We start from the raw sequence: 14,265 nt of genomic DNA on the forward strand, positions 1-14,265 counted from the left end.
CTCCCGATATCTTCAGCAATGCATAATGAGTTCAATATCTCATTATACCAAACTGTAAGGTGCCGGGACAGGGCGCGGGGAAAATGAGGACGGTTGGCGCAGATGAACGGGGATTGCGAGTTTTGAGGTGGGCCTTCATTCGCACGCTGTTCCGGGATTCGTCCAGCTGAGGCACTTTTTTGGCCTTCGTTCGAACGTTCCCTGTAATGTGCGGCTATCCACTCTGAGCGGAAGGGATACCCGTAGCCTGCTTGATCATATTCAACTCACACGATCGGTATCCGCCATTTAATTCGAATGTCCGCGCTTTCGTCCCAACTCCTCCCCCGCATAATGGCATCGAATACGAAATCGATCGCCTCTTTATGCGCTGCGTACCCGGACGTCGCGGACAACGTTCGATACATTTGCTCCACGGCGGGTAACAAAATGTCGCGATTGCCATCATAGAACGCGTCGCGGACGGCGTCGTCGTCGAGAGGCCGACCATCGGAGGCAAGCTCGCGGGAATGTTCCGCCGCCACCTTCGCCAAGGCAAAAGTGCCCAGCGCAAGACGCGGGGACACGAGCCAACTCGGCGGCGTCCGGTACTCGAATCCGCCGTGCGGCTGCCTGCGTACATCGCCAAGCGCGCCATAACGCGGCCTTCTCCGCTTCGCGACGGCCGGTTCCAGCAGGCGCAGCGGCAGTGCGACGGCGTTGTCGAGAGCGCGCACCCGTTCTCCGTGCAAGGCTATTCCGCTGATGTGCACGTGCCCCCCGAGAGGAACGCCTTGAACCGGCATCGCCCCTGCTCTCCATGAGAGCTTGGCCCCGGCTGTATATCCGGAAGCGACATTAAGCAACCTCCGCAAATCCGCCGCCAGCCGACCAGGTTCCGCGAAAGGTCGCGGTCTCAGCTCGACCAAAGGCCAATATTTCTCGCCGCGAAACCGAATCGAGTCGCATCCCGTTTCGCCTCCAAGAGGGAAAAATTTAGAGGCTTGCACGAGACGACCGGTTGCCGACGTAAGAACAAATTCAGGGTCCGCACCAAGCGTAACTTTCATATCGTCGCGGCCTGTTTCTTGCTCCCATTCCGTCGAAAAAGCGACCAGAAGCTCCTTGAGTCGCCGCTCGCCTTCGGGGGTTTGCACGTTCAATTCCGACGATATACTTGTAATGCCGAGCCTCCCCTCGCCGCTAAGCGTCAACTCGACTTGTCCAAAATCGAGGCCCAAAGCGTAGATCGCTCGGACAGACAGCCTCTCGGCCGGTTTCCATAACCCGTGTCCGTAAGGAATAACAGATGGATTTAGATCTTTGCCAGGCACACGTATCCCGTTCAATCCCGCCGACTCAGCTAGGATTCTCCTCATTTCGACCGCGTCGAATCCCCATACAGCCACCGTTATAATCGTGTTGTCGATTCCTCTAACGGGATCTCCGATTCTAGCGGGTAGCCCTTCCCGGCGAAGCCGACGCTCCAACTCCGAGGCAGGCAATTGCCTTACGAGCGGGGCAATATTGTTCATGAGCCAAGGGGATATTGTCAAAGCAGCGCAAGACCCCGAATCCTCGGACGCCAACACTCCCCTCTCTTTCGACGGACTCGTCACCCCCGCCCGCTTGTTCGGCCGTCCAACGAGAATGACGCAGTCGTTCGAGCATGCGTCGGAGAGATCCGCCAAAACCGGCACCCCGGCTTTCTCCATGCCGGACCGGCAGATGCTCCGACTTCCGCCGGCTTTCCCCATATGCAGCTTTAATTCGCCCGGTTGCCTATTCACTCGATCTCCCCCTGCGCAACACGGGAAGGGCCGTCCCGCAGGCGGCGCGTGAACGCCGAAGCCGAATGACCCTTCCCCTTGTTTGCCCCTGCTGCAATCAGGCTAATCCCGTTGATCCGACAGGGCAGCCGCCCTCGACTTACGCTCCGCTTCTGCATAGACTTAAGTACCGGCCGGTGACCGAACCGATCACAAATCGTCTTCCAGTAAATCGGAATCGAGATCTTCGTAATCTCCGTCGTCCCCGAGACTGAAGTCGACGTCTTTCCCCTCGTCTTCGCTTCCGCTCGGATCAACGATGACGCATACTTTCGTTTCCGCCACCATTTCCACGGCGAATTCACGTTCGACGCGAATGAGGACGGCGCCGCCGTTAGAACTGATCGTCGCTTCCACGCAATTGGGCTCCTGGGTCGCATCCGCGGAGACCTCTTCCGTGGAAGAGCGATGTTTCGGGTCTACGTACGACAGGTTAACGAGCTCAACATACGAGATCGTTTCTTTCGCGACATCGGTTTGCGAGTTTTTGTTGTACGAATACCAGATGTTGATATCGTAAGACCCGATGACTTCGATTCCGTTCCCCGATTTCACCGCCTCATACTGATGGTTGATAATCCACGCGCCCAGGATGCTGGTCGGGTGGTGCGGCGGCGTTACGGTGTGGGTAATCGTCGAGAACTTACGGCCTTTGCCGCAGACCGCCTTCGTGATGATTTCCCTGCGCTGCAGCCGTTGATCCGCAATAGCCATTTCGGTAGCCCTCCTCCATACGATCAAGTCTCTTAAAGTCTATGCAGGACATTCGTCTAGGGTGACAAAAATGTATTTAAGCATAGAGCCTTTACGTTTCATTGTATGATCGCTTGGGCGGAAATTGCCTGTCGTTTTTGCTAGCGGATCATGATGCCGTACGGCAAAGAAGGGCGAAGGTGAATGTTCTCACCTCCGCCCCTCCCGATGCTATTGTCCTAATCCAACTGATAGATGTCCCGATATTTATTTTCCAAGTAATCGCACAGGTAGGAAGATTCAAGCGGTTTGCCGCTGATGCGTTCGATAATCTCGCCCGGCTGCTGCAGCTTGCCGTATTGATACACCTGTTTCGTCAACCATTCCTTCAGAGGATGAAGCTGACCCTCTGCGACTTGGCGATCCAAGTCGGTAATGTCCCGGCGGGCGACGTCCATGATCTGCGCGGCATACATATTCCCGAGAGAATAGGAAGGAAAATATCCGAAAGCTCCCCCGGACCAATGAACGTCTTGAAGCACGCCCTCCGCGTCGGTCGAAGGTTCGATTCCAAGCGCTTCCTTATATTTGCGATTCCATACTTCCGGCAAATCTCGGGGGTCCAAATTCTCATTAAATAACATTTTCTCGATCTCGTAGCGGATCATAATATGTAGGTTATACGTCAGTTCGTCCGCTTCGATCCGGATCAAGGAAGGTTCAACAACGTTGATGCCTCGATAAAAGCGTTCCGCCGTTACCCCGTCCAATTGTCCCGGGAAGTTCGCCTGCAAATCGGGCAAGTAACGTTCCCAGAAACCGAGACTACGCCCGATCATGTTCTCCCACAGTCGAGATTGGGACTCGTGAATCCCCATCGAGGTTCCCGTGCACAGCAGGGTTCCAGCAAGCTCCGGCATAATGTTCTGTTCGTAAAGCGCATGTCCGCCTTCATGAATCGTGCCGAACAGCGCACTCGTCAGATCGTCCGGTAAATAACGCGTCGTTATGCGTACGTCTCCCGAGCTTAATCCTGTCGCGAATGGATGCACGCTCTCGTCCAGTCGTCCGGCTTCGAAATCGTAACCCATTTCGTTCAGAATGTGTCTGCTGAACTTCTTCTGCGCTTCCTTATCGAATGTTCCCTCTAGGAAAGAAACGTCCGGTTTGTTCGGGGAATTCGCGATCCGTTCAGCCAACGGCACGAGACGAGCGCGAAGCTCGCCGAACAGGCGATCCAGCTCTTTTGTTGTCAGTCCCGGCTCATACATATCGAGCAGCGTATCGTACGAAGTTTCTTTGGCGCCCCACAATTCGATGAAACGGCGATTAAACGCGATGATTTTCTCTAAATATGGAACGAACCCCGGAAAATCGTTCTTTTCCTTCGCTTCTTCCCAAGCCGATTCCGCCTGCGAAGTAAGCACGACGTATTCTCTGTGCATCTCCGGCGGTATTTTCCGATTGCGCTCGTACTCCTTGGCCGTCTCTTCGACGAGCCGGCGGTCGATCTCTCCAAGCTGCGCCAATTGCTCGGGTTTCGTCAACTCGGCCAACAGCTCGCCCATCTCTGCAGACGTCGAAAGCTTAAACGTTTCCGAAGATAACGCTCCGACCGCTTCCGACCGAAGCTCGATCCCTTTGCGCGGCGCGCCGGTTCTCATGTCCCAGTAGACCAATCCTAATATTTCTTCGTATTGTTTGATCCGGGCCGTCAACTCCCGAAAACGGTTTAATGAAGACGAAACCTCTGGCTTCGCATGGCTCATAGGAACACAACCTTCCTGGCATGGATAATGTTTTCTTGATCATACTCTTCGCAAAAACTATAATCAACTTACTTGTTTATTTTAGGACGAGACTAATACGGAAGCAAAGGGGACAATCCCGGATGATCATTCAGTGGAGCGCGGAATCGCTTCGGGAAGTGCGCCTCCGATACGGCGAAGAAGCAACGACGTGGAAACTTGTGTCGGATTCGGAAGGCTGCGGCTGCGCGATGAACGGAGTCGCGGCATTTTGGGCGATCAACGAACCGGAATTGGGGGATTTGCAAGCGGAGAGCAACGGCGTCGAAGTGTTCTACGAGAAGCGGCACGAAGTATTTTTCGACGAACTGATGCGCGTCTCCTACGATCCAGACAAACGTGCCTTCAAGCTCGCGAGCGACGGACAAATCTATTGCAATCAATTAAGAATGGAAGACCGGCGGAAACGCAGCGCGGCATTATTAGAAACGAACGCGACAGGAGGATAAGCAAATGCGCAAGATGGAAGAGATTCTCGCTTATAACCAACAATTCGTCCATGATAAGGATTACGAACAATACTTGACGACGAACAGACCGCCCGAAAAACGCATCGTTATCGTCACTTGCATGGACGCGCGGCTGACCGAGCTGCTTCCCAAGGCGATGAACCTGAAGAACGGCGACGCCAAGATCATCAAGAACGCCGGAGCCATCATCACCTCTCCCTTCGGCAACATTATGCGCAGCGTGTTGGTCGCTCTGTACGAGTTAAACGCCCATGAAGTTTTTATTATCGGACACCACAATTGCGGAATGACCGGGATCAACCCTAACGAGGTCGTCAAGCATATGGAAGCAAGAGGCATTCCCGAAAACGTGATCCATACGCTACGCCATTCCGGAATCAATCTTAACCGCTGGCTTACCGGCTTCGACAACGTGCGGGAAAGCGTGGAGAACAGCGTGGACATCGTTCGCAATCATCCTCTCCTGCCTCCGGGCACACCCGTTCACGGCCTGATCATCCACCCCGACACCGGCGAACTGGAGATCGTTACGGACGGCTACCAGGCTCTGGAATCCGACGGCTAAGCGCCTTGCGTTCGAACGATTCCGCCCTTGCCGCGACGACGTCGCTTCGATCGCGCGTTAGGTGCCGATGAATGACTTCATCCCCAACGTCCACCCCGCGAATTCCCCAAGCGTAGCCCAGCTCGGCGCATCGGCGCCGGGCCGCTCGCAATAAGCGCTCGTCGGTAATCGGCAGCTCGATATCATCGTAAACTGCCCCCGGATCCGACCAATCTAGGGATACTTGTCGCAATCGAGCGGACAGCGACGATCCATCGACACCCAGACGATCAAACAACTGCGGGTCGGCCTCTCTGGCAGCCTTGCCCATCAGCTTGACTGCCCCTTTCCAATTGCCGCGTCGAGCATGATATAAGCAGACGGATATGCGTATCAGGACAAGCCAGCATGACGTAAATTCCGATTCCGGATTTTCCTTCCAGAACTCTTCCATAATCTCGTGACATTCGAAATAATCCCTAGAACCGTAGTATTCAGCTAAATAAGCTACATAAGCCTCGGGATAACCGGTATTTATAGACATGAATTTTCGTCCCTCTCCATCAACTATCGCATTGCTTCAAGCATACCTCAAAAAGTCCGATCCATCATCCCCGAGAAGAAATGAAACCGAAGTTCAGTCAGCCCGTATTACTCGTTATCAATTTATTGATAATATCAAGCTTCAGGAGGAAACGAACATCATGTGGAAAAAAGCAATAATCGTTCTGGGTCTATTCGCGTTCATGATCGCCGTCACGGTTCCGGCCGATAACGCCGACGCGAGGCCCCGCTCGTTCAGTTCGGGGAAAAGCACGTTCAAGAAAGATCCCTCCCATTCGAAGGATCAAGTCAACAAAAGCTCCACGACCGACAAATCTTCGTCTTCGAAGGGAACTTCGACGAATCGCGGCGGTTTTTTCAGCGGCGGCAGCTTCATGAAAGGCATGATGATCGGCGGTTTGGCCGGATTGCTGTTCGGGGGCTTTTTCGGAACCGGATTCCTCGCCAATATGATGGGATTAATCGTGAACGTGCTGGCATTGTTCGTCTTGTTCATGATCTTCAGAGGTATATTCGACGCCATCAAACGGCGCAGGCAAACCCAAAACCCAAATCAGCGCAGGTGGTAATCGGCCATGATGCGCTTAAGCATGGATCATATCGTAAACGCCGTATGCCTGAACATGGCGGAACGCCACGAGGTGTCCGTCGAATCCGTCGAAGTCGAACTGCTGTATGACGAAGAACGAGGCTTCGGTGCCGAAGTGTGGATCCAGGGACGAAGCCGGTTTCTGATCGAAGCGAATCTGAAGGAAGCGATCATGCGTTATGTCCTGAACGAATACGGGCAGCGGGTATACCCGTCGCAGATCGAGCTCGAAGTTGAAGACGAGATGTGGGCGGACATCCATACCACATAACGAAATGCCCCGGAACGGCAACCGCCGATTCGGGGCATTTCTCGTTACTGAGTATGATTACGATTTCTCGTTCTCTTCCCGGTTATGAATTCCTACGTTCAGCGCCAGGCCGACCGCAGCCATGCTGATCAGCAGCGAGCTTCCCCCGTAACTGATGAACGGCAAGGAAATCCCAGTCAGAGGAAGCAGCCCGATATGCATGCCGATATTGACGAAGATCTGGAAAACGAACATGCTGACGATTCCCGCAACCAGATAGGAACCCGCCCGGCGTTTGCTATCGATGGCGATCATGACCATCCGGTAAATCATCAGAAAATAAAACATGAGCAGCACGGCTGATCCGATAAACCCGAATCGCTCGCCGACGATCACGTAGATGGAATCCGAGTAAATATAGGGGATAAAGCCTTGCTTCGATAGAAAACCAGATCCTCCGCTTAACCCGCCGGTTCCGATAGCATTAATGGAGTTAATGACGTGCCAAGACTTGTCGGGATCGCTCGTGGGGTCCAAGAACGCTTGGATTCTAGACAATTGGTGAGGTTTGATATATTGGGCCAGCAATTCGTAATTCGAGTGAAATAACCACAATATCGCCCAAATCAATATGATTGAAACCCCGACCAGAATCGCCATATATATCGCTTTGATATTGCCCATCCATAACATTCCGAGAAAAATGCCCACGAACACGAGCGCAGTTCCCAAATCGGGCTGCTTATAGATCAGAACAAACGGAACGGCGAAAACGATCGTGATCGGCAGGATGTCTTTTAGAAATCGGAGGTGCTCTCCGTTCCGATTCTGAAGCAAATGGGCGATTAGCAGAATCGTAAAAAGCTTGGCAAGCTCGGAAGGCTGGAATTGGAAAGCACCGATGTCCAACCACCTGTATGCCCCGTTCACGTTCTCCCCTTTGAACTTTACGAGTATAAGCAATCCGATTCCGATCGCATACAGGGCATATGATAATTTGCCGATCAACAAGCGGTAATCGAACGAAGCGATAAAAACCATTGGCAATAAGAACGCCCCGGCCAACATCATATTGTTTTTGTGCAAACCGTCGAGTTTCGTGCCGGAAGTCGCCTCGTAGACCATATAAGTGCCAATGGCAATCAAACATGCCACAATGAAGATGAGAAACGTATCCGTTCTCTTGAATTTCCGTAAAAAGATCATGCAATGTCCCTCATAATTTCTTCTTTATTCTATAATAGTCGAACTAGAGAATAGGAAAGTTCATTATGCGCCGCAAAGCCGCAGGAGTACATCGTATCATCCTCCTTGCAGCCATGCAAGGGGCCGCGACTTCACCTGCGGTCCTCTACTCCCTTTCCTTTTCGGCATGCGTGAAAGTTGTTCCTGTAATTAGAAGTGTTATAATAAAATACAAGAAACCATTCGATTTGCGAGAGGGAAGGAGAACCTACCATGAATCCGAATCAATTCGAACGAATCCGTACGGGGCAAGGTTTTATAGCCGCATTGGACCAGAGCGGCGGAAGCACTCCCAAAGCTCTGCAGCAGTACGGCATTCAGGAAAACAGCTTTTCCAACGAAGAAGAAATGTATGCGCTGGTGCACGAGATGAGAACGCGCATTATCAAAAGTCCTGCATTTGATTCGAGGTATATTATCGGCGCGATTCTGTTCGAGAACACGATGGATCGTTTCATCGACGGACAATTCACCGCGGACTATCTATGGGAACAGAAAAATGTCGTGCCGTTCCTGAAAGTGGACCAAGGACTCGCAGGCCTGGAGGACGGCGTGCAGCTCATGAAGCCGATACCAGGTTTGGACAACCTGCTGAAGCGAGCGGTCGAACGCCGTATTTTCGGAACGAAAATGCGTTCGGTCATTCAAGAAGCCAACGCTTCCGGAATCAAAAAAGTCGTCGAGCAACAGTTCGCCCTCGGCAAGCAGATCGCTCGGGCGGGGCTCGTTCCGATTATTGAACCGGAAGTCGATATCCGCAGCTCGGATAAGATAACATCGGAAAATCTATTAAAAGAAGAGATTGCTAATCAATTATCGCTTCTCGACAAAGACGTCAATATCATGCTGAAACTCTCCATACCGACCGAAGACAATTTCTACGCCGACTTGATGAACGATCCTCGCGTCGTACGGATCGTCGCTTTGTCGGGCGGATATTCACAAGCGGAAGCCAATGAAAAGCTGGCCCGCAACCGCGGATTGATCGCAAGCTTCTCCCGAGCTTTGTCCCAAGGACTCACCGCAGGGCAAACGGACGACGAATTCTACGCCATGTTATCCGAATCCGTCCGCGGCATATACGAAGCGTCGATTAAATAAGCAATAAGGAAACTCAAGGCTCCGAACCTACCGACCGGTTCGGAGCCTTTTCAATTTTATTTCTTGTTCAGAATTCCCAAATATTGTACCCAAGGCCCGACGTCCTCCCTGTACCTCTCGGCCATCACCCTTACGATTTGAGCCATATGGGTCATATCATGGACAGCCCACGTCGCGATTAATTCTCTTGCCTTCACGACCCCGAACGCAGGGTGGAATCCCGTCGCTTCAAGCAGCGATTCGGACGGAATCAACTCTTTAAGCCTCTCAAGACTTTTAGCTCTGACGGTTGTGAATTCATGCAGCTTCTCCTCGATCGATCTTTCCACATTACGATTTAAATGAGAATACCTATCGAACGCAGGAAAAGGGTTCCGCTCGCCCTCCCGAAGAATGAATGCCAAGCGGGGAATCCAATTGTTTTTCTCCCCTTCGATCAAGTGCTCGATCACTTCAGCGACGCTCCATGTTCCTTCGCCTTCGCTGCACTGAAGCCAATCCCCCGATAATCCGGATAACAATTGCTCCAACGACCGCGGCGTCCGTTCCAGGATCTCAATCGTTTTCTCCAAATCGAAATTCATATCATAGCTCCTTTGCCCCTGATAGTAGATGATATGCATTTCTACCTTCTCGTTTGACACTGTACATCGCTTTGTCGGCGCTATTGATTAACGCACTCCCGTCCAGTCCATTATCGGGAAAAAAGCTGACTCCGATGCTCATTCCAAGCGGAATCGGTTCCTGCGCGTCAATCGGTTTGAATACGGCCAATTTAAGCTGCAATGTATGTATGATCGATTCAACGAATTGAATAGATGAGGCCCGATGTATGCTGATCACGAACTCGTCCCCTCCGAGCCTCGCCGCCATTCCGTGGTTGGAGGTCGTTTCGCGAAGAACATCGGCTACGTACAACAAAACTTCATCCCCGACCTGGTGACCGTATTTATCATTAATATCTTTGAAATAATCAAGATCAATCAGGACTAGTGCAAGCTTATGATGGTGACTGCGGGCATCGTCGATAATAGCTTCCAAATTCTCATAAAAGTATCTTCGATTAGGCAAACGAGTAAGAGGGTCGTGATAAGCCAGGAACGCGATTTCTCTTTGGTTCTCCATCTGCATGGTGACGTCCCGCAGAATGAGAATCATATGCGGCTGATATTCTACCAGTACATAATCGCCGTCGATCAGAACGTCTAAGCGCTTATTCCCGATTTGGATCGTCATCTCGACGTTTTTGATTTCTTGCCGAGATCGAATCCATTCTCTGAAGTCTTCGTTTAATATCATGAAAATGTTCGCCCCGTCTAAACGAGACATCGCGAATAGTTGCTTGGCGCTCGGGTTGGAATCTTTGATTTTCCCGTGAAGGTCGAAAAGCACGATAGCTGCCGGGTTCAGATTGAACAATTTCTCATAGCGCTTGTCCAAGAAATTCAGAAAGTCGTGCTTTTTCATCGTTCTCCGCAGAAAGAAGCACCAGACGATTCCCCCGTACAGATATGGATATGGAGGCAAGCTGTCGCCAAAGTCGAACAGTCCGAAAACGATAAACCAGCAAGCGGATATGCCGACGCCAACGATCAATTGATTGTATATGCCTCTAAGCTCCCTTGAAACTGTATTCGCTCTGGCCGTAAAAAGCGGAATCAAGTATAACAAATTGCAGATGACGCTAGCCGTCATGGCAACATAATATGGCTTATTGTATATGGGAAGTTTCCATATCCCGCTTTGATAAAAATCAGTCGCGGAAACCAGCTGATGATCGATAAATATTATCATCAACACGACGACTAATGGCGCGTAAAACAAATAAGGGTAGACATACCGAGGAAACTTATGTTCCAAATGCGTTAGTTTAATGAATAGATGGAACCCCACTCCGGGAATCGCAATGCCGACGACGCTGAACCATAACCCTGCGACGAGCGGACTATATGAAATCGGAAGCTGCTGCCTCACGTACTCTTCGGCAAATAACAACATAAAGCAAAACGAAGTGGCACCTACTAGGCGATGCTCGACCTTGATCGAATTACGGGCAAGCACATCAATGGTCATATATACAAAAAACAATATGGGGAAAAAATGCGTGAATATCGGCACGATCACTTGAGACGGGCTCAAACTACCACTTCACTTTCCACTGCTCGAATCAGTCATTCATTATCATATCGTTTATTCACTCTCATTCCAATCTAATTACGCTAATCGAGATTGTAACTATAGTTAAGTATAGTATCTATAGTCTTTATAATTAAATGAAGAACATTTCACTTCTTCAAATCGTATATGAACTTTAATAGAATAAGAATGGTAACTACACGATCTTGAGGAGGTCTTTCAAATGAGATACCGCAGATTAGGCGGAAGCGGACTAAAGGTTAGTGAAATCAGCTTGGGAAGCTGGCTTACATATGGCGGCTACGTTGAACGCGACAACGCTGTGAAATCGATTAAAACCGCGTATGATCTGGGCATTAACTTTTTTGATACAGCCAACGTATACGAAAGAGGAGCTGCGGAAGAACTGGTGGGCAAAGCGCTCAACGAATATCCCCGCGAATCGTACGTACTGGCCACGAAAGCGTACTGGCCGATGGGCGAAGGACCGAACGACCGCGGATTGTCGCGCAAGCACGTGATCGAACAGGCGAACGCGAGCCTGAAACGTCTCGGCCACGATTACGTGGACATCTTTTACTGCCATCGCCATGATCCGGACACTCCGCTTCATGAAACGTTGCGAGCAATCGACGATCTAATCCGACAAGGCAAGGTGTTATATGCGGGCGTTAGCGAATGGCAAGCTTCCCAGATCGCGGAAGCGCTCGGCGTGGCCGACCGTTATTTGCTAGACCGCATCGTCGTCAATCAACCGGTCTACAATATGTTCGAACGTTATATCGAGAAAGAAGTCATCCCGCTTAGCGAGCGTTCCGGCATCGGTCAAGTCGTGTTCTCTCCTCTTGCCCAAGGCTTGCTGACCGGCAAATATACATCGGCCTCCGATATCCCTCAAGACAGCCGGGCCGCGAAATTGGAATGGGTCCGCAATGGAATTACGGAAGAAAAGATCGCCAAAGTGAAACAGCTCGAAGACATTGCCGCCGAATTGGAAATCTCCGTAGGTAATCTTGCCTTGGCCTGGATTCTCAGCAAGAAGAACGTGGCAAGCGCGCTCGTCGGCGCAAGCCGTCCCGAACAGGTGACGGAAAACGCCAAAGCTTCCGGTATCGAAATAAGCGAGGACATTCTAGGACGGATCGAAGAAATTTTGAAATAAGTGGGTCAAGCAAGGATTGCAAAAGCTAGTCCGATAAACACAAGTAAAGCCCCGGGACGCATGTAGCATGCAGTCCCGGGGCTTTCATGTAAGGTAGATTTTATAGCTTAAAGGTTCTTACCAACGTCTGCATGTCTTTCGAGATGCCAGAGAGCGTCTGCGAAGATTGGGTCATCTCTTCGCTCGAGGCGAGCTGCTCTTCCGTCGATGCCGCGACCTGCTGCGACATGCCCGCCGTTTGTCTCGCGATATGGCCCATGTTCGAGATTGACGCGGCGACCTCTTCGGAACTTGCGGCAAGCTGCTCCGCAGCTGCGGCTGCTTCCTGCACCCGGGTCGATACCTCCCCCGTGGAAACGACGATTTCCTTAAACGCCTGCTCGGCATGATCGACCGCAATCACGCCTTCATGTACTTCGGCAAGGCTCTTTCTCATCGCCTCGGCGGCAACGACCGTATCCTTCTGGATGATCTCGATCAGTTCGATAATACCCTTGGCCGATTCGTCGCTCTGCGTGGCCAGCTTGCGCACTTCTCCGGCGACAACCGCAAATCCTTTGCCGTGTTCGCCCGCGCGTGCCGCTTCGATGCCTGCATTAAGCGCAAGCAAATTCGTGCGGTATGCGATGTCGCCGATCGCAGCGGAAATATCGCTGATTTGGCCCGATTGCTCTTCCAGCCTAAGAATCGTTTGACTGGCTTGCTCGACGGAATCGGTCAAACGTTTCATCCGGTCGGAGACATCGCCGATTGTCCCAGCTCCGTCATTCGCGCGGCCGGACGCTTGCTGAGACAATTCCGCCACTTCTCCGGTTGTCTCGGCAATACGCTGTACGCCATCCGCCATCTCGTCGATCACCCGACCGCATTCCGTTGCCGTATTCGCTTGCTCCTCCGATCCGATAGCCACTTGGCCGATCGCCTCCGAGACATGTCTCGCCGCTTCCGAATTTTGCTGGGAGCTCGCGTACAACTGTGTCGAAGCGGCCGCTATGGAAGTGGATGAATCTTGCATTTGCTTGACCGACGTCCGCAAAGCCAGCAACGTTTTATTAACGGCTTCCATCATGACCCCGAACTCGTCTTTGCGATTGACTCTCAGCAAGTCTACCGTCAGATCGCCCACTGCAATCCGGTTCATGATCTGGGTCGTTGCTTTTAACGGCCTGGTCAAGTTAAGGGTCAACACTACGGCGAGCAAGACCACAACTAAGAAAATGGCGATGCCGAGATAAAATAGCATTGAGATCGTCTTATTATATATGGCATCACTTTCAGAGTCGCTATTCACAGCACCTTCATGGTTATATGCCATGAGTTCTTTGATAGCGTTTTGCAATTCCACAAACGCTTTACCCGCAGCTTCGGTTGCATTGTCCACATCTTCCTTGCTGGAATTCGCGGCAGTGGTGATCTCGAGGCTCTCATGAAAAGTCCCCCATGCAGTTCGCATGACTTCGTAGTGGTTCCTGTCTTCGTCGGATTCGATCGTTATTTCGTATCTTTTGATCCCTTCGTCGATGTCCCGCACAAGCCCGTTGCTGATCTCATTCAGCTTTTTCACTTCCTCGGGATTGTTCGCGATCAACGTTTGATAGTAATTGTTCTCAAAGCGCTCGGTATTAAGACTGATTTGATTGATCTCTTCGATCCCATACATCCATACCGACACCACTTCGCCCGTAAAATCGTTGAGTTTCTTCAGTTGAGTCATCCCGTTCGCTCCGAGCACCACGACGAGTACAAGTACGGCAGCAAATGCGCCTAGCAATTTTACTCTAACAGAACCCATGATCTTCCCCCTGTTCCTGATGTCAAATGGCAACTCTTCATTTCCTAATTGATATCATAGAGAGGGAGTCCCTAAAAAACTATTATAAATCCTACTGGAATTG

The 14,265-nt window shown here is 51.3% G+C and carries 14 protein-coding genes; 6 read left to right on the forward strand and 8 right to left on the reverse strand.

Annotated elements, in window-relative coordinates; translation table 11 throughout:
- Positions 1 to 266: 266 nt before the first annotated feature.
- The 3 genes from FPZ45_RS07745 to FPZ45_RS07755 all read right to left on the reverse strand — a co-directional run bounded on the left by FPZ45_RS07745 (position 267) and on the right by FPZ45_RS07755 (position 4,270).
- Entirely contained in the window at positions 267 to 1,769 is a 1,503-nt protein-coding gene (locus tag FPZ45_RS07745; protein WP_144700022.1) for a putative amidoligase domain-containing protein, read from the reverse strand.
- A gap of 189 nt (positions 1,770 to 1,958) precedes the next feature.
- Positions 1,959 to 2,522: an outer spore coat protein CotE gene (locus FPZ45_RS07750; RefSeq protein ID WP_144700023.1), complete on the reverse strand. Its 564-nt coding sequence runs from the start codon at positions 2,520 to 2,522 to the stop codon at positions 1,959 to 1,961.
- Positions 2,523 to 2,740: 218 nt separating this feature from the next.
- The gene (locus FPZ45_RS07755; protein ID WP_144700024.1) at positions 2,741 to 4,270 is read right to left on the reverse strand and encodes a carboxypeptidase M32; all 1,530 of its coding nucleotides are present in this window, start codon (positions 4,268 to 4,270) and stop codon (positions 2,741 to 2,743) included.
- Between the two features lie 122 nt (positions 4,271 to 4,392).
- Here FPZ45_RS07755 and FPZ45_RS07760 point away from each other — a divergent pair, with 122 nt between their 5' ends.
- Positions 4,393 to 4,758 carry an iron-sulfur cluster biosynthesis family protein gene (locus FPZ45_RS07760; RefSeq protein ID WP_186438273.1) on the forward strand — a complete coding sequence of 122 codons (366 nt, stop codon included), beginning with the start codon at positions 4,393 to 4,395 and terminating at the stop codon, positions 4,756 to 4,758.
- A gap of 4 nt (positions 4,759 to 4,762) precedes the next feature.
- Positions 4,763 to 5,344 carry a beta-class carbonic anhydrase gene (locus FPZ45_RS07765; RefSeq protein ID WP_144700026.1) on the forward strand — a complete coding sequence of 194 codons (582 nt, stop codon included), beginning with the start codon at positions 4,763 to 4,765 and terminating at the stop codon, positions 5,342 to 5,344.
- On the opposite strand, the gene FPZ45_RS07770 is transcribed toward FPZ45_RS07765, so the two are convergent.
- Positions 5,307 to 5,867, reverse strand: a complete 561-nt coding sequence (locus tag FPZ45_RS07770; protein ID WP_144700027.1) for a DUF309 domain-containing protein — start codon at positions 5,865 to 5,867, stop codon at positions 5,307 to 5,309. The genes FPZ45_RS07765 and FPZ45_RS07770 overlap by 38 nt on opposite strands.
- A gap of 160 nt (positions 5,868 to 6,027) precedes the next feature.
- On the opposite strand from FPZ45_RS07770, the gene FPZ45_RS07775 reads away from it, so the two are divergent.
- The gene (locus FPZ45_RS07775) at positions 6,028 to 6,456 is read left to right on the forward strand and encodes a hypothetical protein (protein ID WP_186438274.1); all 429 of its coding nucleotides are present in this window, start codon (positions 6,028 to 6,030) and stop codon (positions 6,454 to 6,456) included.
- 6 nt (positions 6,457 to 6,462) lie between these two features.
- Positions 6,463 to 6,747, forward strand: a complete 285-nt coding sequence (locus tag FPZ45_RS07780) for a DUF2653 family protein (protein ID WP_342780029.1) — start codon at positions 6,463 to 6,465, stop codon at positions 6,745 to 6,747.
- A 57-nt stretch (positions 6,748 to 6,804) separates the two neighbouring features.
- Here FPZ45_RS07780 and FPZ45_RS07785 read toward each other — a convergent pair whose 3' ends face one another.
- The gene (locus FPZ45_RS07785; protein WP_144700028.1) at positions 6,805 to 7,932 is read right to left on the reverse strand and encodes an FtsW/RodA/SpoVE family cell cycle protein; all 1,128 of its coding nucleotides are present in this window, start codon (positions 7,930 to 7,932) and stop codon (positions 6,805 to 6,807) included.
- A gap of 252 nt (positions 7,933 to 8,184) precedes the next feature.
- Between FPZ45_RS07785 and FPZ45_RS07790 the strand changes: the two genes are divergently transcribed.
- Complete coding sequence (locus FPZ45_RS07790; RefSeq protein WP_144700029.1) at positions 8,185 to 9,072, forward strand: fructose bisphosphate aldolase; 888 nt, start codon at positions 8,185 to 8,187, stop codon at positions 9,070 to 9,072.
- 56 nt (positions 9,073 to 9,128) lie between these two features.
- Here FPZ45_RS07790 and FPZ45_RS07795 read toward each other — a convergent pair whose 3' ends face one another.
- The gene (locus FPZ45_RS07795) at positions 9,129 to 9,656 is read right to left on the reverse strand and encodes a DinB family protein (RefSeq protein WP_144700030.1); all 528 of its coding nucleotides are present in this window, start codon (positions 9,654 to 9,656) and stop codon (positions 9,129 to 9,131) included.
- Position 9,657: 1 nt separating this feature from the next.
- Complete coding sequence (locus FPZ45_RS07800) at positions 9,658 to 11,211, reverse strand: sensor domain-containing protein (protein ID WP_144700031.1); 1,554 nt, start codon at positions 11,209 to 11,211, stop codon at positions 9,658 to 9,660.
- A 220-nt stretch (positions 11,212 to 11,431) separates the two neighbouring features.
- Here FPZ45_RS07800 and FPZ45_RS07805 point away from each other — a divergent pair, with 220 nt between their 5' ends.
- Positions 11,432 to 12,370 (forward strand): aldo/keto reductase family protein, encoded by a 939-nt coding sequence (locus FPZ45_RS07805; protein WP_144700032.1) that lies wholly within the window; start codon positions 11,432 to 11,434, stop codon positions 12,368 to 12,370.
- Between the two features lie 100 nt (positions 12,371 to 12,470).
- On the opposite strand, the gene FPZ45_RS07810 is transcribed toward FPZ45_RS07805, so the two are convergent.
- A complete protein-coding gene (locus FPZ45_RS07810) occupies positions 12,471 to 14,162 on the reverse strand; it encodes a methyl-accepting chemotaxis protein (RefSeq protein WP_144700033.1) in 1,692 nt (563 codons plus the stop codon).
- Positions 14,163 to 14,265 lie beyond the last annotated feature (103 nt).

It is taken from the genome of Cohnella terricola (assembly GCF_007786475.1).
Taxonomy (GTDB): Bacteria; Bacillota; Bacilli; order Paenibacillales; family Paenibacillaceae; genus Cohnella; species Cohnella terricola.

What these genes read in the sequence shown, in the direction of transcription:
- FPZ45_RS07750 (WP_144700023.1), bottom strand. Translation starts at nt 2,522, where the DNA reads ATGGCTATTGCGGATCAACGGCTGCAGCGCAGGGAAATCATCACGAAG.
- FPZ45_RS07755 (WP_144700024.1), bottom strand. Translation starts at nt 4,270, where the DNA reads ATGAGCCATGCGAAGCCAGAGGTTTCGTCTTCATTAAACCGTTTTCGG.
- FPZ45_RS07760 (WP_186438273.1), top strand. Translation starts at nt 4,393, where the DNA reads ATGATCATTCAGTGGAGCGCGGAATCGCTTCGGGAAGTGCGCCTCCGA.
- FPZ45_RS07765 (WP_144700026.1), top strand. Translation starts at nt 4,763, where the DNA reads ATGCGCAAGATGGAAGAGATTCTCGCTTATAACCAACAATTCGTCCAT.
- FPZ45_RS07770 (WP_144700027.1), bottom strand. Translation starts at nt 5,867, where the DNA reads ATGTCTATAAATACCGGTTATCCCGAGGCTTATGTAGCTTATTTAGCT.
- FPZ45_RS07775 (WP_186438274.1), top strand. Translation starts at nt 6,028, where the DNA reads ATGTGGAAAAAAGCAATAATCGTTCTGGGTCTATTCGCGTTCATGATC.
- FPZ45_RS07780 (WP_342780029.1), top strand. Translation starts at nt 6,463, where the DNA reads ATGATGCGCTTAAGCATGGATCATATCGTAAACGCCGTATGCCTGAAC.
- FPZ45_RS07785 (WP_144700028.1), bottom strand. Translation starts at nt 7,932, where the DNA reads ATGATCTTTTTACGGAAATTCAAGAGAACGGATACGTTTCTCATCTTC.
- FPZ45_RS07790 (WP_144700029.1), top strand. Translation starts at nt 8,185, where the DNA reads ATGAATCCGAATCAATTCGAACGAATCCGTACGGGGCAAGGTTTTATA.
- FPZ45_RS07795 (WP_144700030.1), bottom strand. Translation starts at nt 9,656, where the DNA reads ATGAATTTCGATTTGGAGAAAACGATTGAGATCCTGGAACGGACGCCG.
- FPZ45_RS07805 (WP_144700032.1), top strand. Translation starts at nt 11,432, where the DNA reads ATGAGATACCGCAGATTAGGCGGAAGCGGACTAAAGGTTAGTGAAATC.
- FPZ45_RS07810 (WP_144700033.1), bottom strand. Translation starts at nt 14,162, where the DNA reads ATGGGTTCTGTTAGAGTAAAATTGCTAGGCGCATTTGCTGCCGTACTT.